General features: G+C 51.2%; 20 protein-coding genes. All 20 read left to right on the top strand.

What is annotated here, in order from left to right:
- The first annotated feature begins 13 nt into the window (after window positions 1-13).
- The 20 genes from ACO0LG_RS04190 to ACO0LG_RS04095 all read left to right on the top strand — a co-directional run bounded on the left by ACO0LG_RS04190 (window position 14) and on the right by ACO0LG_RS04095 (window position 24,762).
- A complete protein-coding gene (locus ACO0LG_RS04190; RefSeq protein WP_423023640.1) occupies window positions 14-2,713 on the top strand; it encodes a TonB-dependent receptor in 2,700 nt (899 codons plus the stop codon).
- Window positions 2,714-2,790: 77 nt separating this feature from the next.
- The gene (locus tag ACO0LG_RS04185) at window positions 2,791-3,621 is read left to right on the top strand and encodes a glycoside hydrolase family 16 protein (RefSeq protein ID WP_423023638.1); all 831 of its coding nucleotides are present in this window, start codon (window positions 2,791-2,793) and stop codon (window positions 3,619-3,621) included.
- Window positions 3,622-3,708: 87 nt separating this feature from the next.
- Window positions 3,709-6,279: a glycoside hydrolase family 3 protein gene (locus ACO0LG_RS04180; RefSeq protein ID WP_423023636.1), complete on the top strand. Its 2,571-nt coding sequence runs from the start codon at window positions 3,709-3,711 to the stop codon at window positions 6,277-6,279.
- Entirely contained in the window at window positions 6,276-7,274 is a 999-nt protein-coding gene (locus tag ACO0LG_RS04175; protein WP_423023634.1) for a glucokinase, read from the top strand. The genes ACO0LG_RS04180 and ACO0LG_RS04175 overlap by 4 nt, the downstream gene beginning before the upstream one ends.
- 86 nt (window positions 7,275-7,360) lie before the next feature.
- Window positions 7,361-8,578, top strand: a complete 1,218-nt coding sequence (locus ACO0LG_RS04170; protein WP_423024408.1) for a sugar MFS transporter — start codon at window positions 7,361-7,363, stop codon at window positions 8,576-8,578.
- A 107-nt stretch (window positions 8,579-8,685) separates the two neighbouring features.
- Entirely contained in the window at window positions 8,686-9,147 is a 462-nt protein-coding gene (locus tag ACO0LG_RS04165; protein WP_423023632.1) for a hypothetical protein, read from the top strand.
- A gap of 407 nt (window positions 9,148-9,554) precedes the next feature.
- A complete protein-coding gene (locus tag ACO0LG_RS04160) occupies window positions 9,555-13,172 on the top strand; it encodes an indolepyruvate ferredoxin oxidoreductase family protein (protein ID WP_423023630.1) in 3,618 nt (1,205 codons plus the stop codon).
- A 289-nt stretch (window positions 13,173-13,461) separates the two neighbouring features.
- Window positions 13,462-16,740, top strand: a complete 3,279-nt coding sequence (icmF, locus tag ACO0LG_RS04155) for a fused isobutyryl-CoA mutase/GTPase IcmF (protein WP_423023628.1) — start codon at window positions 13,462-13,464, stop codon at window positions 16,738-16,740.
- Between the two features lie 330 nt (window positions 16,741-17,070).
- Window positions 17,071-17,457 (top strand): hypothetical protein, encoded by a 387-nt coding sequence (locus ACO0LG_RS04150; RefSeq protein ID WP_423023626.1) that lies wholly within the window; start codon window positions 17,071-17,073, stop codon window positions 17,455-17,457.
- Between the two features lie 169 nt (window positions 17,458-17,626).
- On the top strand, window positions 17,627-17,866 hold the full coding sequence (locus ACO0LG_RS04145; protein ID WP_423023624.1) for a hypothetical protein: 240 nt from the start codon (window positions 17,627-17,629) through the stop codon (window positions 17,864-17,866).
- 66 nt (window positions 17,867-17,932) lie between these two features.
- The gene (locus tag ACO0LG_RS04140) at window positions 17,933-18,427 is read left to right on the top strand and encodes a nuclear transport factor 2 family protein (protein ID WP_423023622.1); all 495 of its coding nucleotides are present in this window, start codon (window positions 17,933-17,935) and stop codon (window positions 18,425-18,427) included.
- Between the two features lie 15 nt (window positions 18,428-18,442).
- A complete protein-coding gene (locus ACO0LG_RS04135) occupies window positions 18,443-18,739 on the top strand; it encodes a cupin domain-containing protein (RefSeq protein ID WP_423023620.1) in 297 nt (98 codons plus the stop codon).
- Between the two features lie 84 nt (window positions 18,740-18,823).
- Window positions 18,824-19,297, top strand: coding sequence for a VOC family protein (locus ACO0LG_RS04130; RefSeq protein ID WP_423023618.1), 474 nt, complete (start codon window positions 18,824-18,826; stop codon window positions 19,295-19,297).
- 155 nt (window positions 19,298-19,452) lie between these two features.
- The gene (locus ACO0LG_RS04125; protein WP_423023616.1) at window positions 19,453-19,890 is read left to right on the top strand and encodes a hypothetical protein; all 438 of its coding nucleotides are present in this window, start codon (window positions 19,453-19,455) and stop codon (window positions 19,888-19,890) included.
- A gap of 178 nt (window positions 19,891-20,068) precedes the next feature.
- Complete coding sequence (locus ACO0LG_RS04120; protein ID WP_423023614.1) at window positions 20,069-20,569, top strand: DinB family protein; 501 nt, start codon at window positions 20,069-20,071, stop codon at window positions 20,567-20,569.
- Window positions 20,570-20,606: 37 nt separating this feature from the next.
- On the top strand, window positions 20,607-20,981 hold the full coding sequence (locus ACO0LG_RS04115) for a GNAT family N-acetyltransferase (protein ID WP_423023612.1): 375 nt from the start codon (window positions 20,607-20,609) through the stop codon (window positions 20,979-20,981).
- Window positions 20,982-21,166: 185 nt separating this feature from the next.
- On the top strand, window positions 21,167-23,209 hold the full coding sequence (locus ACO0LG_RS04110) for a PAS-domain containing protein (protein WP_423023610.1): 2,043 nt from the start codon (window positions 21,167-21,169) through the stop codon (window positions 23,207-23,209).
- Window positions 23,210-23,283: 74 nt separating this feature from the next.
- Window positions 23,284-23,625 carry a zinc ribbon domain-containing protein YjdM gene (locus tag ACO0LG_RS04105; RefSeq protein ID WP_423023609.1) on the top strand — a complete coding sequence of 114 codons (342 nt, stop codon included), beginning with the start codon at window positions 23,284-23,286 and terminating at the stop codon, window positions 23,623-23,625.
- A gap of 35 nt (window positions 23,626-23,660) precedes the next feature.
- Window positions 23,661-24,299 carry an SGNH/GDSL hydrolase family protein gene (locus tag ACO0LG_RS04100; RefSeq protein WP_423023607.1) on the top strand — a complete coding sequence of 213 codons (639 nt, stop codon included), beginning with the start codon at window positions 23,661-23,663 and terminating at the stop codon, window positions 24,297-24,299.
- A 31-nt stretch (window positions 24,300-24,330) separates the two neighbouring features.
- Window positions 24,331-24,762, top strand: coding sequence for a nuclear transport factor 2 family protein (locus ACO0LG_RS04095; RefSeq protein WP_423023605.1), 432 nt, complete (start codon window positions 24,331-24,333; stop codon window positions 24,760-24,762).
- Window positions 24,763-24,769 lie beyond the last annotated feature (7 nt).

Below are 24,769 nucleotides of genomic sequence, written 5' to 3'. Positions count from 1 at the left end.
TATGGGAGACATGATGTTTCATCAAATAACCAAGCGTACCCTGATTAGCCTGGCTGTCGCCAGCGCCTGCGCGCAACTGACAACTTATGCATGGGCACAAGATCAGGAAAGCAGCAAAACGGCAGAAGTAGAGAGTAAGTCAAAAGCAAAAAAATCAGATGCAGATAAGTCTGAAGTACAAGAAATCACGGTTACCGCCACTCGCCGCGCCACATCATTATTGAAAACACCCTTGGCCGTCACTGCCTTCAGCCAGGAAAAACTGAGCAAGCAAGGTATCACCAATTTGTCTGGCATCTCTGGCGAATTGCCGAACGTGCAGATGGATGGTCAGGCCAATGACTCAGCAGTCAAGATAACCATACGCGGTATTACCGCCACCAACTTTACCGAGATTGGTGATCCATCCGCAGGCCTGCATATCGATGGCCTGTACTCGCCACGCCCACAAGGCGCTCAGGCCTTGATGTTTGACCTGGACCAGGTAGAAGTCTTGCGTGGCCCGCAAGGTACTTTGTTTGGCCGTAATTCGACGGCAGGCAGTATCAATATTATCCCGGCCAAGCCAGAGTTTGGTTCTACCTACGGCAGCGCATCTTTTGAAACCGGCAGCCTGAATTTGCGCAATCTCAATGTCATACAGAATATTGCAGTCGGTGATAATCTGGCCCTGCGTGCTACCTTGATGAAAGTCACCAGGGACAGCCCGTTCAACCAGATGCAGGATTTCTCGGAAGCGAATATCCCGGCACTGGGCTGGAAGCCCGATGGCATACCTGACGTGACTCAGCGCTTTAATAGCAAAGTATCCAAGGCAGATGGCTACAATAACCAGAACCAGTGGGCAGGTCGCCTGGCAGCCAGGCTGAAAGTCAACAGTGACCTCGAATGGCAACTCGCGTATGAACACTTCCAGGATTCTGGCGCTGGCTATATAGGCATGCGAGATTGCGATCAATCTGCCGGTACGCGCTGGGCCTGTGTGCGTGGTCAGTACGATGTGCTGATCAATGTGCCGGGCAAAGTGGATATGTCGATAGACACGCTGCGTTCCAAAGCACTGTGGAACGTCAACAAGAATACATCTCTGGAATATGGCTTTGTCTATGCAAACCAGAAACGCAGCCAGGTGCACGATGATGATGGTGGTATCTCGCCCTATGATTTCGAAGTCACGGGTCGCAACCCTGTAGATGGTAACTGGTCAGTCTGGCCTATCTCGGATAACCTCACGCGCACCTTGAATTCCAAATACCTGTCCACTGTGCATGAGCTGCAACTGAAGCAGAACTTTGACAACTGGCAGTATGTGGCTGGCGCGTTCTGGATGCATGAAAAGAATGCCATCAACTTTGGCCAGGAACAAATGCATTACGGCCCCAACAATATCCCTATCAGCCAGTTCTACGCACAGCCTGACCGTCAGATAGATTCCAAAGCCCTTTTTGCACAGGCAGACTGGAAATTCACACCTGTCTGGACAGCCACTGTAGGCGCACGCTACACGCGTGACACCAAGACCGACGTAGGTGGTATGAACTACGGCGGTAATAGCTGGGGTGGACAAAGCTATGGCTATTACAACGGCATGTTTGATTATGGCATCCCAGGTACAGACAGTTATCGCACTCCAAACGGCAACCAGATCACGCCGCAAATGGGTACGCTGGGTGGTGCAGCCGCTTACGCAGGTTATGGTCCTGGCACCAATAATGACCATAGTGACAGCTGGAGCAAAGGTACTTACCGCCTTGGCCTGCAGGCACAACTGACACCAAGCGACATGGTGTATGCAGCTTTGGCAACCGGCTATAAATCCGGCGGCTTTGGTGACCGTACCAATAAGTGTGGTCAGACAACTTGCGTATATGGAGATAATAAAAAAGAGCAGATCACCTATCTGACTTATAAGCCAGAAACTGTCACCAATTTTGAATTGGGATACAAAGGCAAATTGCTGGATAACCGTCTGGCCTTGTCTGTGGTTCTGTTCGCCATGCAGTATAAAGACATGCAGCAGACCGGCAGCAACTTCCTGGCCAAGGTCACGACTCCAGACAACCTGCCTTGTCCTTCATGGGCACCAACTTGTGATGTGGCAACCGCGTGGCAAACCGTCAACGTCGCCAAGGTCAATTTGTCGGGTATAGAAACCGAGTGGGATTATCGCCCGTGGCCGGGTGCCAAACTCGGTGGATTCTTCAGTTACCTGAAAAGCGTGATCCATGATTATGACTCTTATGATGATGGCTATGCCTGTGACCAGCGTGCAGAATTTGGCGCAGTTCCCTGCCCGGCAGTTTATCTGGGTACCGATGACAGATTGCGTGGTCGCCGTGCCTATAACCTGGAAGGCAATCAAATGCCGAATGCGCCCAAGTTCACATTTGGCATGAACTTCTCGCAAGAGTTTGCACTCGACAATGGTTACACGCTGACACCATGGATAGGGATGCGCTGGCAAGACAAGGTGTATTTTGATTTGCGCAATTTCGATAACGCCCATATCGGCCTGACGCAAAAAGCCTATGCCAAAGGCGATTTGTCGTTGAAGCTGGTAGCGCCAAACGACAAATGGTTTGTCGAAGCCTATGTACGTAACTTCAGCGATGCCAAGGCCAAGACCAATGGCTGGAATGCAGGTGGTGGAAAAATGGGAGCGAGTTATATAGACCAGCGCTCTTTTGGTATCAAGGTAGGTGCAAGTTATTAAGCAATGAAGACCTGATGGGTGCAAGCACCATCCATCAGGTTTTTTTGATTTTGCAATCTGCAAAAACGGCAGACAACATGAAAAAACAAATTTCCTTGCCAGCATGCCTGACTTACCTGAGTTTGTTGCTGCTCACGGCTTGCGGTGGCAGCAGTAATCTCGTGCAAATGCAAGTTGCACCCAGTTTGCAGCACGGCTGGGAGCTGGTCTGGGCCGATGAGTTTGCCGCTGATAAACTGGACTTGCAAAGCTGGCAGATAGAAACTGGCGCGCATGGCTGGGGTAATCATGAACTGGAAAACTATACCGCCCGCAAGGAAAATCTCAGGCTGGAAAATGGCATGCTGGTCATCGAGGCCAGGCAAGAAAAATTTGGTGGCAGTGACTATACCTCGGCACGCATCAAGACCGCTGGTTTGCGCGAATTTACTTATGGCCGTTTCGAGGCACGTATCAAGATACCGGCAGGCCAGGGTGTCTGGCCTGCATTCTGGCTGCTGGGTGCGGAGGCTAGTGCTGCTGGCTGGCCAGAGCGCGGTGAAATCGACATCATGGAAAACATAGGCAAGGAAGCCGCCACCAGCTACGCTACTCTGCATGGGCCGGGCTATTATGGCGCCACTGGCTTTGGTGGTTCAAAAAAACTCGCGCAGGGCAATCTGGCTGATGATTTTCACATTTATTCCGTCGAGTGGGATGCGACGCAGATACGCTGGTATCTCGATGGTCAGCTATATCATCAGGCCAGCCCCGCGACCGTGCCGGGCAAGTGGGTATTTGACCACGGATTTTTCATCATCCTGAACCTTGCCATAGGTGGCGAATGGCCAGGCGCGCCAGATGCAAACACCACATTCCCGCAACAGATGCTGATAGATTATGTGCGCGTATATAAAAGAAAAACATGAACGTAAAAATTCGACGTATAAACCAAGTACCATCAATAAAGAGACAAAAGCGAATCGGCAGATTCCTTCCATAATAAAGAGCACACCATGATGAAATTGAAGCATAAGAGTATACAGATCGTTTCTGCCATCCTGGCATATGGAGCAAGCCACGCCTTTGCGGGACATACGGCAAACCAGTATGGACCGGGCAAGATGCCTGACAAGAATCTGGCAGCGTGGCCGCAAGTCCAGAGCGTCATCAGCAAAGACCCGGCTATCGAGACAAAGGTCGCGGCCATCGTCAAAGGTATGACGCTGGAACAAAAAATAGGCCAGATGACGCAACCAGAAATCAAGGCCATTACACCGGATGATGTACGCCGCTATTACCTGGGCTCGGTCCTGAATGGCGGCGGTAGCTGGCCAGACCGCAATAACAAGCATGGCACGGCGGCTGACTGGGTCGCCCTGGCCGACATATACTATGAAGCCTCAATGGCGACTGACATGGCAGTCAACGTGCCCGTGGTCTGGGGTATAGATGCGATACATGGCAATAGCAATGTGTATGGTGCGACCCTGTTCCCGCACAATATCGGCCTCGGTGCGGCACACAACCCGCAACTGGCTGCGCAAATAGGCCGTGCCATGGGCAAGTCTGTGCGGGCTACCGGCATCGCCTGGGTGTTTGGCCCTACGCTGGCGGTAGTGCGTGATGACAGATGGGGGCGCACTTATGAAAGTTTTTCGGAAGACGGTGCTCTGGTGCGTCAGTATGCGGGTGAATATGTCAAAGGCTTGCAGGGCTCCTTCATGGATGATGGCAATGTGATTGCCACGGCCAAGCATTTCATGGGCGATGGCGGCACTGACCAGGGCAAGGACAGAGGTGTGAATTTGTCCACCAATGCGCAGATGCTCAATACACATGGGCAAGGCTATCTGACAGCACTGGCAGCAGGCGCACAAACCGTGATGGCATCCTACAATAGCTGGAACGACAAAGCCTCAGGCGCTGATTATGGCAAGCTGCATGGCAGCAAGGCCTTGCTGACTGACGTACTCAAAACAAAAATGGGTTTTGATGGCTTTATCGTCACTGACTGGAATGGCATAGCAGAAGTACCCGGCTGTCGCAATGACAGTTGCGCGCAAGCGATCAATGCCGGCATAGACATGGTCATGGTACCGGATGACTGGAAAGCCTTCATCAGCAACACCATTGCCCAGGTCAAGTCTGGCGAGATACCCATGAGCAGGATAGATGATGCAGTGACCCGCATCATCCGTGTCAAATTGCGCACAGGTCTGTTCGGCAAAAAACCTTCTGACAATACCTACGCAGGCAAGCAGGATGCCCTGCAAGACCGCGGGCTGGCCAGACAGGCCGTGCGTGAATCCCTGGTCTTGTTGAAGAATGATGGCGCGACTTTGCCACTGGCAAGTAACAAGAAAATCCTGGTGGTCGGCAAGACTGCAGACGATATCTCCAACCAGACTGGGGGCTGGTCACTGACCTGGCAGGGTACGGACAACAAGAATGCAGACTTCCCGAATGCTGACTCTATACTGACAGGTATCAAGGCTGCTGTGGGTGATGCCAATGTTGAGTTCAGTGCCGATGCCAAGGGTATTGATGTCAGCCGCTTTGATGCCGTGATTGCCGTCATCGGTGAAACCCCATATGCAGAAATGTATGGCGATATCGGCCCCTCCGGTAATTTGCGTCATAGCAGCCGCTACCCGGAAGACCTGGCGGTGCTGCAAGCAGTGTCTGGCAAGGGCAAGCCGGTAGTGACCTTGTTTGTCTCCGGCCGCCCGCTGTACGTCAATGACCTGTTGAACTTGTCTGATAGCTTTGTCGCAGCATGGTTACCAGGTTCTGAAGGCAAGGGTGTGGCCGATGTCTTGTTCCGTGCTGCAGATGGTAAAGTGGGGCATGACTTCAAGGGTACGCTGTCATTCTCATGGCCAAAATCTGTCTGCCAGACCAAACTGAATTTTGATGAGACTAACTATTCACCTTTGTTCAAACTCGGTTATGGCCTTAACTACGCCAGCAAGACAAAAGTTGGCAAGCTCGACAGTCAATATCCATCTGGTGGCTGCGGCTTGACTAATGCGTATCCAGTATTCAACCAGGCTGACCGTGCAACTTATCCTCTGTATGTGGTCAGTGGCAGCGAACAGCAGGCAGTGGGATCAGACCTGAACCGTGTATTGAATATGAAAGGCATCAGCGTAGAAACCTCGCAAGTGAATAGCCAGCAAGATGCCAAGCTGCTTAGCTGGAGTGGTGCAGCACGCGTGGAAGCCCGCGCAGCGCAAGGTAAAGCCATACCTGCCTTCGCCACAAAAGATGGTGCATTGAGCTTTGACACTATCGTGGCTACTGCACCTGCAGGCACGGTCAGTTTGTCCATGCATTGTGGTAGTCATTGCAGCGCCAGTGTGGATGTGACCGAAGCCTTCAAACGCCTGGCTGGCAAAAAAGAAAAACAGACAATCAAAGTTCCCTTGTCCTGCTTCACGGCCAAAGGTGTCAAGCTCAACAGCGTGGATGTGCCATTCAGCATCAGCAGCACAGCGGCCTTCAGCGCTGCCTTTACGAATATACAGATAGTTGGTGGCGCAGCCAAAGAACCGGACGCCTTGAATTGCGCCGAGCTGAAATGATGCCCAGTCAGAAGATCAACCTGATTTACCCACGCCTGCTGGCAGATATAGGTGGCACCAACGCCCGCTTTGCACTTGAGACCGCAGAGCGTCAGTTTGAGGTGGTCAGCGTGCTGGCCTGCGCTGATTATCCTGGCTTGCCGGACGCAATTAACAGCTATCTCGCCAGTACAGCGGTTGGGAACGAGGTAAGGATAGGAGGTATAAAAAACGCTGCCATCGCTATCGCCAATCCCATCGATGGCGATAGCGTGCGTATGACCAATCATCACTGGAGTTTTTCCATCTCTGCCGTGCGCGCGCAACTTGATTTCAGCAGCCTGCTCGTCATCAATGACTTCACCGCACTCGCGATGGCCTTGCCTTATCTCGACGCCAGCCAGTTGCAGAAAATTGGTGGTGGTGCAGAGATGCCGGGTGGCACCATCGGTTTGATCGGTGCTGGCACAGGCCTGGGTGTGTCTGGCATTATCCCCGCTGGCAATTCCTGGGCACCCTTGTCCAGTGAAGGCGGGCATGCCAGCTTTGCGCCAGCCAACCGCGAAGAAATGCGTATACTGGAAACGCTGTGGCAGCAATATGAACATGTCTCGGCAGAACGTCTGCTGTCAGGCAAGGGCCTGGAATTGATCTGTGCCGCCATCTCTGGCAAGACGATGGATGCGGCAGACATCACGCGCCGCGCGCTTGATGGCAGTTGTGGAGATTGCCTGCGCACGGTTGAGCATTTCTGCGCCATCCTTGGCAGTATGGCAGGCAATGTCGCGCTCACCCTTGGGGCGACTGGTGGCATGTATATAGGTGGTGGCATCGTCCCCAGGCTAGGTCCCTTGTTTGCTGCATCGGCATTTCGCCAGCGTTTTGAAGCCAAGGGACGACTCAGCAATTTCCTGGCACAGATACCGACTTATCTGATCACTGAAGAATATCCGGCCTTTCTCGGTGTGTCAGCCATGCTGGCAGATCATCTTGGTAAGCAAGAAAAAATTAAATAAGGAGCTATATCTTGGAAACTTCATTACCGACAACTGCTGTCCTCACATCTGATGGCAATGCCAGAAGCCAGAAAAGCTCCCTCGTCATTGTGACGATTTTGTTTTTCATGTGGGGTTTTTTGACTTCACTCAATGATGTGTTGATCCCGCATTTGAAATCGATTTACACTCTCAGTTATGTGCAAGCGACGCTGGTACAGTTTTGCTTCTTTGGTGCTTACTTTATCGTCTCTTTACCTGCTGGCATGCTGATCAAAAAAATTGGCTACCAGCATGGCGCAGTGACAGGCCTCGTCATTGCCGCCACTGGTTGCGCCATGTTTTACCCGGCCTCCATGGGAAGCTATGCGCTGTTCTTGCTGGCTTTTTTTGTACTGGCGTCCGGTATCACTATTTTGCAGGTCGCAGCCAATCCTTATGTTACGGTGCTTGGTGAAGCCAAGACCGCCTCCAGCCGCCTGACGCTGACTCAAGCCTTTAATTCCCTGGGAACTACAGTAGCGCCCATCCTCGGGGGGATATTAATTTTATCTGGCGCTGCATTGACCGCAGTAGAGATCAATCAATTGCCAGCGGCAGAGCAGGTCACTTATCGTGCCAGCGCCGGTGCAGCGGTACAAATGCCCTACCTGATGCTGGCGGGGGCACTGTTGTTGCTGGCAGTCTTGTTCGCCTTTGCCCGTCTGCCCAAGATTAGACATGCAGAAGAAAGCAACACTAACGTTAGCAGCACCAGGACATCGGTGTTGTCGCACGGCCATCTGCTCATGGGGGCAATTGGTATCTTTTTATATGTCGGTGGGGAAGTCAGTATAGGCAGTTTTCTCATCAATTTCCTTGGTGAGGCAGATGTGGGTGCTTTGCCACCTGCGGTTGCGGCGCACTACGTGAGCTTTTACTGGGGCGGTGCGATGCTGGGCCGCTTTATCGGCTTTGCCGTCATGCGCAAGGTCAGCCCAGGCAAGACGCTGGCGTTTAATTCAGCTGCCGCCATCATCCTGATCCTTACGGCTATCTACAGCCATGGCACATTGGCGATGTGGGCGATCTTGGCGGTGGGACTGTGCAATTCCATCATGTTTCCGACCATTTTCAGCATGGCTTTGAACAAGCTTGGGCCTTTGACAGGTCAGGGCTCCGGTATTTTGTGCATGGCCATCGTCGGCGGTGCTCTCGTGCCTTTCCTGCAAGGCTATCTGGCTGACAGCATAGGCCTGCATGTCTCATTCTATGTACCTGCCGCCTGCTATACCTTCATCTTGTATTTCGGCATACGCTATGCCAGTATGTATGCCAATAAATAGGTCGAAGCAAAAAAATCGAAACAAAAAACAGCTTAGTTTTTTCTTCGTTACAGGAGATTGCGGGAGCTTCATGCTCCCGCTTTTTTGTCTGTGTTAAGCTGGTTCGTATGAAAAAAATCAACAATCCCTATCTGTTCGGGTCGGGCATAGTTCTGGTGCTAGGTGCATTGCTGCATCTGGTCACCATAGTTGGAGGTCCAGACTGGTATGCCTATATTGGCGCACCGGATGGTATCGTAGCGATGGCGAGGGCGGGCAAGCGATACCCAGTCCTGGCCTGCATCATCATTGCCAGCATCCTTTTTGTGTGTGCCGCTTTTGCATTTTCTGGCGCAGGACTGATCTGGCGCTTGCCGTTCAGGCGCAAAGTGCTGGCCCTGATCGCTTGCGGTTTCATAGTCAGGGGTGTGAGCTTTATTCCTTTCGCCATCTGGAAGCCAGAAGCTCTGGCTTCTGTCACTAATATCCGTAGCGTGAATGCCTTGCTGTTGATTACCTCGGCAATTTGCCTGTTCACTGGATTGGGCATCGCCCTTGGCCTCCGGCAACTGATGAAATCACCTGCCTGAAACGGTGCTCAGGAAGAGTATCATTTATTATGATACCCCTATTTTAATTCCATATTTTCCATCAAGACATTTTCCACCTACACTGTGAACACAGCAGATTTCAAAGGAAGTCGAAGAAGCGCTGCAGCGGAATTTCGAAAGCTTCTTTTGATGTCTCTTTGATCCGGATAAAAGGAAATACAGACGCTGTCAGCCGTAGTTGATGTAGTTTTGACGTAGTCAAATGCGACAGACGTAGTGTCTTGACATCGAATTTTGTCCAGGATTCGAATAAAATGGTAGTTATCACTACCAACGCAACGAGAGCCTATCTCTGATACCTCGCTATAGGCTCCGAGCAAAATTGTGTCTTACCGGATACAACGCATGCTCTTTGCGATCTAAATCACAAATTTTGGAGCCACCTTATGTCATCCGACACCACCATGGAGTCTGCTGGACTCTCGTCCCTTGCCAGAACAGGCTATAGTAATCAAGAAGCTTCTAGCGATGTACTTGAAGCCAGCCAGATCACCAGCCCCCCGCAATTAAATGATGTGCAACTCGACGATAAATATACGTCGAATAGCGGCACGATCTTCCTGTCCGGTATCCAAGCCTTGGTAAGACTGCCCATGATGCAACGTCAGCGTGACCTGGCTGCGGGGCTGAATACAGCAGGATTTATTTCCGGTTATCGTGGTTCCCCTCTGGGTGGTCTGGATGAAACATTGTGGAAAACCAAAAAACTGCTGGAGCAAAACCATGTACAGTTCGTGCCCGGCGTCAATGAAGACCTGGCCGCCACCTCAGTGTGGGGTTCGCAAACGGTGGACCTGATCGGCCCGGCCAAATACGATGGTGTATTTGGCATGTGGTATGGCAAAGGCCCGGGCGTCGATCGTAGTGCTGACGTATTCAAGCACATGAACCATGCAGGCACGTCGAAACACGGTGGCGTCTTGCTGGTGGCCGGTGATGACCATGGTGCTTATTCCTCAACGCTGCCGCATCAGTCCGACCATATTTTCTCTGCCTGCATGATCCCCATGCTGTATCCCAGCAATGTGCAGGAATACCTGGACCTGGGTTTGCATGCCTGGGCCATGTCGCGCTTTTCTGGCTGCGCAGTTGGCTTCAAGGCACTGGCGGATACAGTGGAATCCACTTCATCTGTCGATGCTGACCCTTTCCGCCTGCAAATCAAGATCCCGCAAGACTTTGTCATGCCTGAAGGCGGTCTGAACACGCGTTTGTCATTGGATACTCTTGGCATACAGGCACGCAAGCAGGAAGCCTTGATGCAGGATTACAAAATCTATGCAGCCCTGGCTTATGCACGTATCAACAAACTCAATCATGTCACCATAGACAGCCCGACTGCACGTCTGGGCATTGTCGCCTCTGGCAAGTCTTATCTCGATGTACTGGAAGCGCTGGAGGAACTGGGCATCGATGAAAAGTTCGCTGCCGAGATAGGCATACGCCTGTTCAAGGTATCCATGCCATGGCCACTGGAACCTGATGGCGTGCGTGAGTTTGCCCAGGGTCTCGATGAAATTCTGGTCGTCGAAGAAAAACGCCAGATGGTCGAGTACCAGCTCAAGGAACAGTTATACAACTGGCGCGACGACGTGCGCCCGCGCGTCATCGGCAAGTTCGATGAAAAAGGCGAATGGGTACATCCGCGTGGTGAATGGTTGCTGACTTCAAAGGCTGACTTTTCGGTAGCACAGATTGCGCGCGTGATTTCCTCACGCATCGCCCGCTTCCATACCAGCGACCTGATCAAGGCGCGTCTGGCGTTTCTGGAAGCCAAGGATGTCGTGCTCAGCAAGCAAGTCAATACACCTGCACGCCCAGCTTACTATTGCTCCGGCTGCCCGCACAATACCTCGACCAAGGTGCCAGAAGGCAGTCTTGCACTGGCAGGCATAGGTTGCCACGTCATGGCGACGGCGATTTACCCCGAATTCAATAAACTGACGACACACATGGGTGGCGAAGGTGCGCCGTGGATAGGGCAGGCGGCATTTTCGACTTTGCCGCATGTGTTCCAGAATCTCGGTGATGGTACTTATTTCCATTCCGGTTATCTGGCAATACGCGCAGCAGTCGCTGCCAAGGTCAATATCACCTACAAGATTCTATATAACGATGCAGTAGCGATGACAGGTGGTCAACCTGTCGATGGCATCATCAGCGTACCGATGATGGCGCAACAAATGGCGGCAGAAGGTGTCAAACGCATCGCTTTGGTCACTGAGGATTTGTCACGTTATACCGACAGATCCAACCTGCCCAGCTTTTTAACTCTGCATGACCGCAAAGACATGGATGCGGTGCAACGTGAATTGCGCGAGATACTTGGCGCGACCGTTCTCATCTATGACCAGACCTGTGCAGCCGAGAAACGCCGCCGCCGCAAAAAAGGCGAATTCCCTGACCCTAGCCAGCGCATGTTTATCAATGAAGCAGTCTGCGAAGGCTGTGGGGACTGCGGTGTGCAATCCAACTGTACGTCCATCATGCCAGTGGAAACAGAATTTGGCCGCAAGCGTAGTATAGACCAGTCGTCCTGCAACAAGGATTATTCCTGCGTCAAGGGTTTCTGTCCGAGCTTTGTCACGGTAGAAGGTGGCAAGCTGGTCAAATCCAAAACCGGCACGGCAAAGACAGACGTTTTCGGCGCACTGCCAGAGCCACAATTGCCAGCCTGTGAAAGCTCATACAATATCTTGCTGAACGGCATAGGCGGCACCGGCGTCATCACGGTCGGTGCCCTGCTGGGCATGGCTGCGCATCTGGAAGGCAAGGGCGCATCGGTACTCGATATGACAGGCATGTCGCAAAAAAATGGCTCGGTGACTTCGCATATACGCATCGTTAACCAGGCTGGCAAATTGCGTGCACAGCGTATAGCGACGGGTGAAGCAGACCTGATTTTGGGCTGCGATATTTTGACAGCCGGCGCACATGACGCCATTTCCAAAATGCGCGCAGGCCGTACTCGTGCTGTCATCAATACCCATGAACAACCGACCGGCCCGTTTGCCAAGAACCCTGACTGGCAATTCCCGCTGGAGTCAGTTGAGCACCTGATTTCTGAATCAGTCGGTGGCAATGTTGATTTCATCAATGCCACCAAACTGGCAACCGCTTTGATGGGTGATTCTATCGCCACCAACCTGTTCATGCTGGGATTTGCTTATCAAAAAGGTGCGATACCCGTATCTGAAACCGCCTTGCTGCGCGCCATAGAACTCAATGGCGTGGCGATCGAGGCCAACAAGAAAGCCTTTCTGTGGGGCCGCCGTGCTGCGGTAGATTTTGCCCGCGTGGAAAAAATCGCCATTCCTGGCCAGCCTGTCGTCATCCAGATGCCGCAAAGCCTGGATGCCCTCATCAAGCGCCGCATTGCCGTATTGACGGATTACCAGAACGCTGCCTACGCCCAGCAATATGCTGATCTGGTCGACAAAGTGCGCAAGGCGGAATCTGCATTGAATGCCGGTAACAAGTTCAGCATGGCAGTCGCCAAATATGCGTTCAAACTCATGGCCTACAAGGATGAGTATGAAGTCGCACGTCTGTACACCAATGGCGATTTCACGGCAAAACTGAAGCAACAGTTTGAAGGCGACTTCAGCCTGAAATTCAATCTGGCTCCGCCTATCTTCTCAAAGAAAGACGGGCAGGGTCATCTGGTCAAGGCGCAATATGGTTCCTGGGTCTGGCAGGCATTCAAGCTGCTGGCTAAACTCAAGGGCTTGCGTGGTACGGCACTGGATATCTTTGGCCGCACAGAAGAACGCAAGGCTGAACGTACCCTCATCGTTGAATATACTGCACTGATGGAAAAGCTGGCTGCTGGTTTGAATGTAGACAATCTGGAGCAAGCTATTGCTCTCGCGGGCCTGCCTGAAAAGATACGCGGTTATGGCCATGTCAAAGAAAAGGCCATGCAGGCGTATCATGTAGAGAAAGCAGTTTTGCTGAACCCGCAAAATACAACACTGATCAAGGAAGTGTCACGCGTAGCGTAATTGCTTAATGGGCAATCTGGCAAGTCGGGCGGTAAGCCTGGCTTGCCAGCTTGGCGTCTGTCGTCTTATGTTGGTAATTGTATGAATAGTTGGTATTTTTTAAAACCCAATGTTCATGAAGCTTTCCAGACATTTTGCTGCCATAAGCCACGCCCAGCCTCAGATCGCCGTTTTACATTTTCATATTGACGTTTACGTTAACGTCATATAACTTAGCCTAACCCAAACATAATGAGAATTTGCTAAATAGCAATAGTCATTGTGATAAAACAAGACCGATGAGGAAGACATGACTGACCTGTCCGTTGCCCAGAACCTGACTGAATACAAACCTGCTAACAAAGTGCGCTTTGTTACCGCTGCTTCCCTGTTCGATGGCCATGATGCCTCGATCAATATCATGCGCCGCATTCTGATGGCGAATGGGGCAGAAGTGATCCATCTGGGTCATAACCGTTCGGTAGAGGAAATTGTCACTGCGGCCCTGCAGGAAGATGCCCAGGGCATCGCCATTTCCAGTTACCAGGGTGGTCATGTTGAATACTTCAAATACATGATAGACCTGCTGAAGCAACGCGGCGGCGCACATATCAAGGTATTTGGCGGTGGCGGTGGCGTTATCGTGCCGGAAGAAATAGCCGACCTGCATGCCTATGGCGTAACGCGTATTTTCAGTCCTGAAGATGGCCAGCGCATGGGCCTGGTGGGCATGATTTTGTCGATGATACAGGCTTGCGACAGTGACCTGTCTGGCTATGCACCGACGTCGCTGACAGTATTGCAGCAAGGCGATATCGCCGACAAACACCGCCCGCTGGCGCAATTGATTACCGCGCTGGAAAACGACAAGGTCGCGCCGGAATTGCGCACGCAATTGATGGATGCAGCAAAAGCCAGCAAGACACCTACCTTGGGTATTACGGGTACTGGTGGTGCCGGTAAATCTTCGCTGACAGATGAATTGATACGCCGCATACGCCTGGACCAGGATGACCACCTGAACATCGCCCTGATTTCCATCGACCCATCGCGCCGTAAATCTGGCGGTGCCTTGCTGGGTGACCGCATACGCATGAATGCGATCAACCCATGGAAGGGCAAGCTCAAGGTTTTCATGCGTTCATTGGCAACCCGCGAAGCAGGTTCAGAAATTTCGCAAGCCCTGCCAGATGTGATCGCTGCTTGCAAGGTCGCCGGTTTTGACCTGGTCATTGTCGAGACTTCGGGCATAGGCCAGGGTGACGCAGCGATTGTGCCGCATGTTGATGTCTCCATGTATGTCATGACACCAGAATTTGGTGCGGCATCGCAGCTGGAAAAAATCGACATGCTGGACTTTGCCGATTTTGTCGCCATCAATAAATTTGACCGCAAAGGTGCACAGGATGCCTTGCGCGATGTCGCCAAACAATACCAGCGCAACCGCGAATTATGGACGCAGAAGCCAGATGAAATGCCAGTCTATGGCACGCAAGCCTCACGCTTCAATGATGATGGTGTGACTGCGCTATACCAAGGCATCTTGCCCGCATTGGTGCAACGTGGTTTGCTGGCCAAGCCCAGCAAACTGGCAGCCATCAGCGTCAAATATTCCAGCGCCAAGAATGTCATCGTGCCGCCAGCCCGCAGCCGTTACCTGGCTGAGATTGCTGATACGGTACGCGCCTATCACAAGAACACCGGCAAGCAGGTCTTGATCGCCCGTGAACGCCAGCAACTGCAAGAAAGCAAGCGCATGCTGTCAGTCGCAGGTAAGTCTGCTGATTTTGATGACTTGATTACCGACCGTGAAAACCGCCTCGATGGCGAATCCAAAAAACTCATCAGCATGTGGCCAGACATGCAGGCTGCTTATGCTGGTGATGAATATGTCGTCAAGATTCGCGACAAAGAGATACGCACCCGCCTGGTACAGCAATCCCTGTCAGGCACCAAGATACGCAAGGTGGCTTTGCCACGCTTTGTCGATCACGGTGAAATCCTGCGCTGGTTGTTGCTGGAAAACGTGCCCGGTTCTTTCCCTTTCACTGCCGGTGTGTTCGCCTTCAAGCGCGAAGGCGAAGACCCTACCCGCATGTTTGCCGGTGAAGGTGATCCTTTCCGTACCAACCGTCGCTTCAAGCTGGTGTCGCAAGGCATGGATGCCAAGCGCCTGTCGACTGCGTTTGACTCTGTGACTTTGTACGGCGCAGACCCAGCCATACGTCCGGACATCTACGGCAAGGTCGGCAATTCCGGTGTGTCAGTCGCGACGCTGGAAGACATGAAGGTCTTGTATGATGGCTTTGATCTGTGCGATCCGGCGACATCGGTATCCATGACCATCAATGGCCCGGCACCGACTATCCTGGCTTTCTTCATGAACACCGCCATCGATCAACAGATGGAAAAATTCCGCGTCGATAACAAGCGCGAACCGACTGCCGATGAATCCGCCAAGATACGCGCCTGGGTATTGCAGAACGTGCGCGGCACGGTGCAGGCAGATATCCTGAAAGAAGACCAGGGCCAGAACACCTGCATCTTCTCGACAGAATTCTCCTTGAAGGTCATGGGCGATATACAGGAATATTTTGTCCATCACCAGGTGCGCAATTTCTATTCTGTCTCCATCTCCGGTTACCACATTGCAGAAGCAGGTGCGAACCCGATTTCTCAACTGGCGTTCACCCTGTCGAATGGCTTCACCTTTGTAGAGGCCTATCTGGCACGCGGCATGCACATTGATGATTTTGCGGCCAACCTGTCCTTCTTCTTCAGTAACGGCATGGACCCAGAATACACGGTACTGGGCCGCGTCGCCCGCCGTATCTGGGCAGTGGCCATGCGTGACAAATATGGTGCGAATGACCGTAGCCAGAAACTCAAATACCATATCCAGACCAGTGGCCGTTCCCTGCATGCGCAAGAGATCGATTTCAACGATATCCGCACTACGCTGCAAGCCCTGATCGCAATCTACGACAACTGCAATAGCCTGCACACCAATGCCTATGATGAGGCGATCACCACGCCTACTGATGAATCTGTACGCCGTGCTTTGGCGATCCAGCTCATCATCAATCGTGAATGGGGCCTGGCGAAAAACGAGAACCCTATCCAGGGCAGCTTCATCATCGAAGAACTGACTGACATGGTGGAAGAAGCCGTCATGCAGGAGTTTGAACGCATCGCTGAACGCGGTGGTGTACTGGGTGCCATGGAAACCGGCTATCAGCGCGGCAAGATACAAGAAGAATCCATGCACTATGAACACCTGAAACATGACGGCACTCTGCCTATCATCGGTGTGAATACCTTCCGCAATCCGAAAGCCAATGACACGCCGCAGAAGATAGAACTGGCGCGTTCTACTGAAGAAGAAAAACAATCGCAATTGCAACGCCTGGCGGACTTCCATGGCCGTCATGCGGACGTGGCACTGCAGGCCTTGGCGGCTTTGCAGCAGGCGGCGATCAATAATGAGAATGTGTTTGCCAAACTGATGGATGCGGCTCGGGTTTGTTCGTTGGGGCAGATTACTACTGCACTTTTCGAAGTAGGTGGACAATACCGACGCAACATGTAGGAAGCTTCAAAAACCTTTTAATCGGGCGCATAGCTGCGTTGTAAATGCTCGCAATACCGACGTATTGCTGCGCTTTACGCCTTGCTCTGCATCCCGATGAAAAGGTTTTTCGAAGCTCCCTGACGGTAGTCGGAAAAATCTGGGCGCCAATTAGCGGGCGCATAGCTGCGTTGCATCCCGCGAATTGAATTTCTCAGCGCGCCACGGATACGGTTTGCTGGCGGCGCTGCGCGCACCTGTGTAAAACTTGATGCCTATTGAATTTCTTGATGCCCTTCGAAGTTCAGAGAAATTTCATTCGTTCAAATATGAAATTTTGAGGATTCCTATATGGATTTCGAATCAGTTTTCAAAGTGTGGTTAGGATTATCTCTTGCAGAAACTACTTCAGTTGAGATCAAAGCATACTCATTTAATTTGTTTGAAAATGCCAAAAATCAAAATTCGAAATTTGGCATTGAGTTGATTGGCGCTGGAAGTTTTGATTCTGCTGACGCCGACTGGGCTTGCGATGAAGTGTGGCAGCCAGAAACAAGGGCAATTGATATACCTTTGTCTTTTTCAGGTCCAGAATGGAAAATTTGTTTATCCCGGATTGAAATTCTTATCAGCACCTATCTCAAGGACGAAATGGAAGCTAAAGTCTTGTTGCATAGTCGCGCTGTAAGTGTTGGTTTTGTAGATGGTGACCTATCACTTTTGTGGCAGTCGCAATAATTCTTACGCGCGAGTGCTAAATGCTATCAGCAACAAACAATACGTGTGATTTATCAAAGCCCGGAACTTTCCGGGCTTCTTTGTTTTTGCTCAGCGCTATTTATTGCTAGAATACTTATCTACATTTAATCTGGTCATGGCTGCGGCCTGCGGCTTTCAGGAGTATTTCATGCGTACCATTCTCGTTTTAGCTTGCGTTTCTATTCTTGCTGCCTGTAACAAACCTCCAGAACCCAAGGTGGAGCCTAGTGCTTCGGCTAATTTTCTTTCCGAGCAGAAAGCGCAGCTGGATAAGGCAAAAGAAGCGGCGCAGTTGATGCAGCAGAAGGCGGATGAACAAAGGGCGGTTGTTGAGGTCCAAACGGGTGGGGCTGTTGCCAAGCCTGCGAAGGGTGATGCGGGTAAGTAGCATTATTTGTGAGGTACTTCGCAGCAGGTTGGTAAGCAGAATATGTTTTTCCTATAGGGAGCATTCATGTTGATTTCTTTTCGTCGTTTTGCCCTGGTTTCCTGCCTTAGCCTGCCTTTACTTGCTCATGCGCAACTGCCTGTGCAGGCCAATCCTGATCATGACGCCATGTTGTCCAGTGCGGATGCGCGGCTGACTGCGAACAAGCGGCTGGTGTATGACTTTTGGCGAGAAGTGTTTGAAGGTGGGCATATGGAGCTGGCAGACAAGTATCTGGCTGAGTCCTATATACAGCATAACCCCGGTGTAGGGACGGGGCGTGCGGCATTTGTCGAGCTGTTCAGCAAATTCGTCAAACCCAAGGACATACAGGCCAGGGTCAAGGCGCCGCTGGTGGCGATTACTGCTGAGGGCGATAAAGTGATTTTGAGCTTTGTCAGTACCGTGCCAGATCCCAAAGATGCCAGCAAGAAGTACACAACGACCTGGTTTGACATGTTCCGCATAGAAAATGGCAAGATTGCAGAGCACTGGGACCCGGCTTTAAAAGACAGTCATTGAGAGGTTTGCAGACAGATGTTGCATAAAAATTTGATTTCAGAGGCGGCATCTTTGCCAAGCGCCTGGCGGTCTGCCATCATGGGCAAGGTCGGTGGTGCGCAAGTCAAGGTCTTGCGCATGGATGAATGCGATTATCCTGATGAAACGCATGATTTTACCGAGGCCTTGCTGGTGATCGACGGGCAAATGAATCTGGATATCCACGGCGAGATTGTCGCTGTCAAAGCGGGTGAGCTGTATCTGGTGCCTGCGCACACACCGCACGCGGTTGCGGCTGGCAGCAGGGGTACCCTGGTTATCATTGATCAATAATGCAGCATTGCAGCAATGCAGAATTGAGTTTTGGCTGTAGCTTGTAAATCCTCTTGAATCTATATTTAAAATGGAGACGACATCATGCAAAAAATCACCCCTACCCTCTGGTTTGATCATCAGGCTGAAGAAGCAGTACATTTTTACCTCGACATCTTCAAAGATGCAAAAATCCTAGATGTAGTCCGCTATGGCGAAGGTGCCCCTCTGCCCAAGGACACGGTGTTGACGATCAAGTTCACCATGGCGGGGCAAGAATTCGTCGCGCTGAATGGTGGGCCTGTGTATAGTTTTACTCCTGCCATTTCCTTCGTCATCGATTGTGAAACGCAGGAAGAGGTGGATTATTACTGGGACAAATTGTTGGCGGGCGGTGGTCAGGAAAGCCAGTGTGCGTGGCTCACTGACAAATATGGCCTGTCCTGGCAAGTTGTACCCCAAGCATTGATCCGTTATCTCAGTGATCCCGACCAGGAAAAGTCGCAAAGAGTCATGATGGCCATGTTCCAGATGAAGAAAATTATCATTGCCGACCTCGATAAAGCCTATGCCGGATGAGTTTGTAAAAAATGTAAATTTTGTAAATATTTCTACCTATATCCAAGTTTTGATTTTATTTATGTAAGATTGCCAGACCCAAAATTCAGCGTATGCATTGCTATGAATCGCTGATTGCCAGTCTATAAGCCACTTACATCCAAAGGTAAATAAAATTGAAACTACCAAAGCCATTGATTGCTGCGTCTTTTTTATTCGCCATGGTGGGGTTTGCCATGGCTGATACCGTCGTCATGAATCCTTACGGTAAATACCTCGAAGGTGAGGATGTGGAAGTGGAAATGGCGCAATTTGCGGGCAGAAATCCAGATGGTTTGTATGATATCTTGCTGAAGATGAAGGGGGCTGCCGCATTCAATGCCGGTATCGATGGTAAGACCATCAAATACCGCGCGGTACATGGTGGCTCTGGTGTGGATTACCAGCTCAATGGCAAGACTCGTATGTCGCTAAGACAAAATTCAGGCGGCTCAGCTTCGACTTATCAAGTGTTTTTGGATGGCAGGACTATTTCCATCAATGAGGTAAAGTCCAAATCGCAAGAAGTGCGCCCCCTGCATTTGCTGACAGCTTCGACAGAAGCTGCAAAATAAGTCGCTTTAGATGATCTACATCCACGCTTGACTATGAATGCCTGTCCAGACGACAGGCTTTTTTTTTGCCCGTATCATTCAATGACCCGTCCAACACACAAATGCATAAATAGCTAAAATAGCTGTAGTTTTGCAGCACATTATCGATGCGCAAGTAAGTGCGTTTCAACGGAATCATATGCATACCAAAAAACTTTTACTGAATTTGTTCGAATACAAAGCATGGGCTAATACTGACTTATATCAACTCATGGGTACTGTTTCGCCAGGCGAACATGCGCGTGAATTGCATGATGCAATAAGGATACTCAACCACATCTACGTTGTTGACCAGATTTTTATCGCCAACTTGCAAAGCGAGCTGCATGGCTTTACTGCGTTGAACACCAAAGAAACACCCACACTGGCTGATTTGCAGCAAGGTGTGCAGCATGTTGACCGTTGGTATATAGACTATGTCGCAGCACAGCATGAAACCAGATTTGCAGATGACATACGCTTTACATTTGTCGATGGTACTGCTGGTTGCTTGTCACGCGGCGAGATGTTATTGCACGTAGCGACCCACGGTAATTATCATAGGGGTGCCGTTGGCCGTATCCTGTTCCAGATCGGCAAACAGCCGCCAAAAGATACCTTGACTGTGTTCTTGAGCCAGCAAGCTGCGGGTAAGTCTTGACTGTGATACGGCTTGCCAGTGACAAGGTGCAGCCTCATTGCAGGAAATTTACCAGCTCTGCATCATCGAAGCGGCATGGCAAATCCGCCCACCCGTGACTATTCCTGATTTTACGGCGGTTTCCTGCGGTGAAACCATCCGGGTGGCGGTAGATGCCAGCGACAATGTGCCAGCCTTGCTGGCAGTGCAGGAAGCGCATGCCTATATCCACCCTCAATATGTGCACCCTGGCGCGCAGGACCAGGGACTTGGCCGGGCTTTATTGCAGCATTTGCATCTGGCATTTCCTTGGCAGCGCAAATGTGTAGCAAACAATCAAGCCGGCATGGTGTTTTACCGCGGCCTGGGTTGGCGTGAACTGGAAATAGCGACGGCAGAAGACGCTTCTTATTGCTTGCTTCAATTTGCTTGAATACGAGAGGTCAGGCGTAGAGCAGGGTTTATATTGCTGAGTGGCACGACTGCGTCAGATACTGTTATTCTGTTGCCCACAGGATTTGCTGCTTGTAGTCTGGGCAGGTTTGATGAATACTCGAATATGCGCCGTATTTTAGCAGAGCACTGTTGACACTGTTTTTAAATCAGTCGGGGACGCCTATGCCAGGCCAAGTGGAATTATCCAGAATTGCCTTATACCGCGCCATGGTAGAACAGGCTCTGGATGCGTTACTGGTCATGGAAGGTGGGGTCTTCATTGATTGCAATCCCAGTGCTGAGAAAATGTTTGGCTTTTCAAGAGCGAAATTGCTTTCCAGCGCCCCTGTGGATTTGTCTGCGGCCACGCAATTTGATGGCCGCGATTCCCTGACTGCCGCCAACCGCTACATAAAGTTGACCATGGCGGGTCAGCCCCAGCGCTTTGAATGGGCTTCACGCCGGGCTGATGGTAATTTATTCACTTCTGAAGTCGCTCTCAATCTCCTTGAAGACCATGGCAGGCGATGCATTATTGCTGCGGTACGTGATATTTCTGAGCGCAAACAGGCTGAGCTGACGGCGCGCAAGAAAAATGAAAAGTTGCGTGTTTTACTTGAAAATTTCCCCGGCGGCGTCTCCCTGATTGATGAGAATCTCAGGTTCGTCGCCTGGAATGAAGAGTTGCTGCGCATGCTGGATTTGCCCGCTGCCTTGTTCGAGGCCAGGCAACCTCTGGTCAGCGAGATATTCGAGGCTAATATCAAGCGCGGGGAATACGGTGAGTTCAGTAGTGCCAGCGATGAAGAAAAACTGGCCAATCTCATGGCCATTATACAAAGTGATCAACCGTATTCCTATGAACGTATACGTTCTGATGGCAGCATCATTGAAGTGCGTGGTGTTCCGGTAGAAGGTGGCGGCGTGGTCACTACCTGTCTGGATGTGACAGCCAAACGCCGCATAGAAATAGAATTTCATAAACAATCATTATTCCTTAAGGCAGTACTGGAACACATGCCCCAAGGTCTGAGCGTGTTTGATGAACAACTGAAACTGTATTTGTGGAACCAGGGCTTCCTCGATGTTCTCGACTATCACCCAGACGCGATCTACCAGGGCGTGCCATTTGAAGATTTATTGCGCATCATGGCTACCCGTGGTGAGTATGGTGACGGTGATATAGAAGAGCTCATCAATACCCGCCTGAGCCTGGCAAGGCAATTTCAGGCTCACCAGTTTGAGCGGGTAAGGCCAAATGACCATACCCATCTGGTGCAGGGCAGACCTATCCATGAAAACGGCAAGCTGCAGGGCTTTGTCACCACCTATACCGATATCACTGAACTCAAAAAAGTACAGACCGCCTTGTCGAAAGCCAACGCGCTGCTGGAACAGAATATCGCAGAGCGCACCACAGAGCTGCGCCATACCCAGGATGATCTGATGCGCAGTGAGAAACTGGCTGCGCTGGGTTCGCTGGTGGCAGGTGTAGCGCACGAGCTCAATACACCCATCGGCAATAGCCTGCTGACGGCCAGCACCCTGCAAGCCAAGACCCAGGAATTTGCCCAGAAGATTGGCGATGGCAATATCCGCCGCTCGGACCTGACCGCCTATCTGCAGGCAGCACAACATGCCAGTGAATTGATAGAACATGGTTTGAACAATGCGGCTGATCTGGTTGCCAGCTTCAAGCAGGTAGCGGTGGACCAGGCCAGTTCCAAGCGCCGCCGCTTCCAGCTCAACAAGGTTTGCCATGATGTGATTGCCACCATGATGGCCAAGATACGCCAGGCGGGTTTGCGTATCAACATGGATATACCCGAACAAATAGAGTTGGACAGCTTTCCAGGGCCGCTCGACCAGGTGATTTGCAATCTGGTCGACAATGCCATCCTGCATGCCTTTGAAGGCAAGCCTGATGGGCAAATCTGGATCAGCGCCACCTTGCTTGGGCAAGACAGGGTCGAGTTGCGTTTTGATGATAATGGCCTGGGCATACCCGCAGAAAACCTGGGCCGCGTATTCGATCCTTTCTTCACCACCAAACTCGGGCAGGGTGGTACCGGACTGGGCATGAATATTGTCTATAACATCGTCACCAGTTTGCTGGGCGGCGATATCCGCATAGACAGCGAGGAGGGCGCAGGCACCAGTTTCGTCATGCAAATCCCTTTGGTTGCTCAGCTTAATGATGCCAACTCTCTTGACTCTACCCACTGATCTGCTCAGGTACTACCAGTTTCAGGCAGGTGGTCGGCTATACTGTCTTTCTTTTTGCATCAAGAAAGTCGTTCATGTCAAACTCCCCCGTCTGCCCTGTCTGCTCCATGGAAAACACTTATCCAGACGGCGACAATTACATCTGCGCCGATTGCGCGCATGAATGGCCCATACAGGTTGTCGCTGGTGTGAACGATAATGATGAACGCATCGTCAAGGACTCAAACGGTAATGTGCTGGCAGATGGCGATGCCGTTGTCCTCATCAAGGACTTGAAAGTCAAAGGCTCGTCCACCACGCTGAAGATGGGGAGCAAGGTAAAAAGCATACGCTTGGTCAGCGGCGACCATGAAGTCGATTGTAAAATGGACACAGGCAATTTCATGTTGAAAGCCTGTTATCTGAAAAAAGTCTGATACGGATCAAACATACATTTCATCGGGAGCAAAGCATGCGGCACATACTGGTCTATGGCGATTCCATGTCCTGGGGCTTGATCCCGACAACGCGCAAACGCCTGAATTTTGAAGAACGCTGGCCCGGTGTGCTGGAGATTGGCCTCAATAGCGCCGACCAGCATGTGCGTGTGGTCGAAGATTGCCTGAATGGCCGCCGCACCGTATGGGAAGACCCCTTCAAGCCAGGGCGCAATGGATCACAGGGCCTGGCGCAGCGTATAGAAACCCTGACGCCTTTGTCGCTGGTTATAGTGATGCTTGGTGTAAATGATTTCCAGTCCATGCACCAGAATAATGCCTGGCTGTCTGCGCAAGGTCTGGCCGTGATTGTCAATACCATACGCCAGGCACCGGTAGAGCCTGGCATGCAAATCCCGCCCATACTCATTGTTGCTCCCCCGTCGCCATATGACCCCAAGGGCATGATTGCGCCCAAGTTTGCTGGTTGTGAAGAAAAGTGTGAGGGCCTGGCCGACGCTTATAAAGAAGTGGCTGCCGCTGCGGGATGTCATTTTTTTGATGCAGGCAGTGTTGTGACATGCAGTGAATATGATGGCGTGCATCTGGATGCTGACCAGCACCTTATCCTGGGCTGGGAACTGGTCGGTGTTGTTTCTTCTATGTTGAAATAAAGTTTGAAAAATAAGTTTGAAATGAAATTCTATGAGTGCTGATCTGCATGCCATACAAAACCTGCTCGCGAGGTTTGCCAATAGCTTTGACCTGAAAGACTGGGATGCCTTGAGTGCCTGCCTTGCCAGTTCCATTCATACAGATTACTCGGACTTGCGCGGTACGGCACCTGAGCAGATGAGCAATCAGCGTTATGCAGAATTACGCCGTATCGCACTGCAAGACTTACAGACGCATCATCTGAGTGGCAATACTGAAATTGAATTAGTCGGCGATACTGGCAGGGCAAAAGTCTCTACTGTCATTTTTCGCAAGAATGCAGAAGGCCAGACCCTGCATACGCATTGCCTGTATCAATTTGGCTTGAGCAAATCCAGTGGGCAATGGTTGATTAATTCCATCGTCCAAAAAGTGTTCTGGAGTGATGGCCAGACTACGATACACGCCGGTATCGTCAAATAACAAAGCC

Source organism: Undibacterium sp. Ji42W (assembly GCF_049340405.1).
GTDB lineage: Bacteria > Pseudomonadota > Gammaproteobacteria > Burkholderiales > Burkholderiaceae_D > Undibacterium.
Note: the sequence above shows the minus strand (reverse complement) of the source record. Positions and strands in the feature narration are given on the sequence as shown.

Bases quoted from the DNA above. Each gene is read 5' to 3' on its own strand.
- ACO0LG_RS04190 (WP_423023640.1), top strand. From the start codon at position 14: ATGTTTCATCAAATAACCAAGCGTACCCTGATTAGCCTGGCTGTCGCC.
- ACO0LG_RS04185 (WP_423023638.1), top strand. From the start codon at position 2,791: ATGAAAAAACAAATTTCCTTGCCAGCATGCCTGACTTACCTGAGTTTG.
- ACO0LG_RS04180 (WP_423023636.1), top strand. From the start codon at position 3,709: ATGATGAAATTGAAGCATAAGAGTATACAGATCGTTTCTGCCATCCTG.
- ACO0LG_RS04175 (WP_423023634.1), top strand. From the start codon at position 6,276: ATGATGCCCAGTCAGAAGATCAACCTGATTTACCCACGCCTGCTGGCA.
- ACO0LG_RS04165 (WP_423023632.1), top strand. From the start codon at position 8,686: ATGAAAAAAATCAACAATCCCTATCTGTTCGGGTCGGGCATAGTTCTG.
- ACO0LG_RS04160 (WP_423023630.1), top strand. From the start codon at position 9,555: ATGTCATCCGACACCACCATGGAGTCTGCTGGACTCTCGTCCCTTGCC.
- icmF (WP_423023628.1), top strand. From the start codon at position 13,462: ATGACTGACCTGTCCGTTGCCCAGAACCTGACTGAATACAAACCTGCT.
- ACO0LG_RS04150 (WP_423023626.1), top strand. From the start codon at position 17,071: ATGGATTTCGAATCAGTTTTCAAAGTGTGGTTAGGATTATCTCTTGCA.
- ACO0LG_RS04145 (WP_423023624.1), top strand. From the start codon at position 17,627: ATGCGTACCATTCTCGTTTTAGCTTGCGTTTCTATTCTTGCTGCCTGT.
- ACO0LG_RS04140 (WP_423023622.1), top strand. From the start codon at position 17,933: ATGTTGATTTCTTTTCGTCGTTTTGCCCTGGTTTCCTGCCTTAGCCTG.
- ACO0LG_RS04135 (WP_423023620.1), top strand. From the start codon at position 18,443: ATGTTGCATAAAAATTTGATTTCAGAGGCGGCATCTTTGCCAAGCGCC.
- ACO0LG_RS04130 (WP_423023618.1), top strand. From the start codon at position 18,824: ATGCAAAAAATCACCCCTACCCTCTGGTTTGATCATCAGGCTGAAGAA.
- ACO0LG_RS04120 (WP_423023614.1), top strand. From the start codon at position 20,069: ATGCATACCAAAAAACTTTTACTGAATTTGTTCGAATACAAAGCATGG.
- ACO0LG_RS04110 (WP_423023610.1), top strand. From the start codon at position 21,167: ATGCCAGGCCAAGTGGAATTATCCAGAATTGCCTTATACCGCGCCATG.
- ACO0LG_RS04105 (WP_423023609.1), top strand. From the start codon at position 23,284: ATGTCAAACTCCCCCGTCTGCCCTGTCTGCTCCATGGAAAACACTTAT.
- ACO0LG_RS04100 (WP_423023607.1), top strand. From the start codon at position 23,661: ATGCGGCACATACTGGTCTATGGCGATTCCATGTCCTGGGGCTTGATC.
- ACO0LG_RS04095 (WP_423023605.1), top strand. From the start codon at position 24,331: ATGAGTGCTGATCTGCATGCCATACAAAACCTGCTCGCGAGGTTTGCC.